1 protein-coding gene is annotated in these 1,453 nt (G+C 70.8%); it reads left to right on the forward strand.

Annotation, left to right across the window (positions count from 1 at the left end; translation table 11 throughout):
* Window positions 1-55: 55 nt before the first annotated feature.
* Entirely contained in the window at window positions 56-1,315 is a 1,260-nt protein-coding gene (locus tag ABZV38_RS40435; RefSeq protein ID WP_356333964.1) for a GNAT family N-acetyltransferase, read from the forward strand.
* The last annotated feature ends 138 nt before the right edge of the window (window positions 1,316-1,453 follow it).

Genomic DNA, 1,453 nt, shown 5'->3' on the forward strand with positions numbered 1-1,453 from the left:
AGCCCACCGCCGCTGGAACAACATCACCGCCGCCACAACCGCCTGACCAGCAACGATGCCCTACCGATCAAGAACTACAGCTGCCGTGACTGAGCTGCGGGTGTTGCGTCCGTCCGAATGGAACGAATGGTTCGGGAGCCTGGAGCTCGCGTTCGGTGGCGTCGCCGACCCTCCGGAGGAGCGCGAGCTCTGGGAGGAGCTGACCGAGCACGAGCGGTCGATCGGCATCTGGGACGGCCCGGACGTGGTCGGTACGGCGGGGGCCTTCAGCTTCCGGCTGGCTGTGCCGGGCGGGGCGCTGGTGCCCGCGGCAGGCGTGACGATGGTCAGTGTCGCGGCCACGCACCGCAGGCGCGGACTGCTGACCTCGATGATGCGGCGTCAACTCGACGACGTACGGGCGCTGGGTGAACCCCTCGCCGTGCTGACGGCCTCGGAGCCCGCGATCTACGGCCGGTTCGGGTACGGAGCGGCCACGAAGCAGATGTCCCTGGAGATCGACACGGACCGGGTGCGGCTGGCGGTCCCGGACGGCACGGACGAGGTCCACCTGCGGTACGCGAAGCCGGACGAGATGACGGCCGCCTGCGAGGGCGTCTACGAGCAACTGGTGGCGGGGCGGCCGGGGACGCCGGCGCACGGTCCCGGCTGGGAGCGGAGGGCGCTGCTCGACCCCGCGAGCGCGCGGCACGGGGCGTCACCGCTGCAGTGTCTGCTGGCGGAGCGGGCGGGTGAGGTCGTCGGGTACACGACGTTCCGCATCAAGCCGGACTGGGATGCGACGGGCCCCAAGGGCCGGATCGCCGTGGCCGATCTGTTGGCGCTGGACCCGGCGGCGTACGCGGCGCTGTGGCGGTTCGTCTTCGAGATCGACCTGACGTCGACGGTCGAGGCGCGGAACCGGCCGGTCGACGATGCGGTTCTGCATCTCGTCTCGGACGTACGCCGGTGCAACATCAAGATGCGTGACTCGCTGCACGTACGGCTGGTGGAACTGGGCGCGGCGCTGGAGGCGCGGGCGTACCGGACGACGGTGGACGTGGTGTTCGAGGTCGAGGACGCGTTCTGTCCGTGGAACGCGGGACGCTGGCGGCTCACGGCCGACGCGAAGGGGGGTGCGTCGTGCAAGCGGACGGATGATCCGGTGGATCTGGCGCTTTCCGTACGGGAGTTGGGGTCGGCGTACCTGGGCGGCGAGTCGCTGGTCTCACTGGCGCGGGCCGGACGGGTACGGGAGCTGCGGGCAGGCGCGGTGGAGGAGGCGGCGTCGGCGTTCTCGGGGATGGTGGAGCCGTGGCTTCCGCGGGGGTTCTAGTAGGGCTTTGTTAGGTTCTGTGGTGGGGGTCGGGTGTCGGTGCGGGTTGGCCGCATATCGAGCAGGCGCCGGTCCAGGTGGCCAGGAGGGCCTGGAGTTCGCGGAGGACCGCGTAGAGGGTCAGGCCGGCGCAGGGGC

The organism is Streptomyces sp. NPDC005181, from assembly GCF_040608395.1.
Classification (GTDB): domain Bacteria; phylum Actinomycetota; class Actinomycetes; order Streptomycetales; family Streptomycetaceae; genus Streptomyces.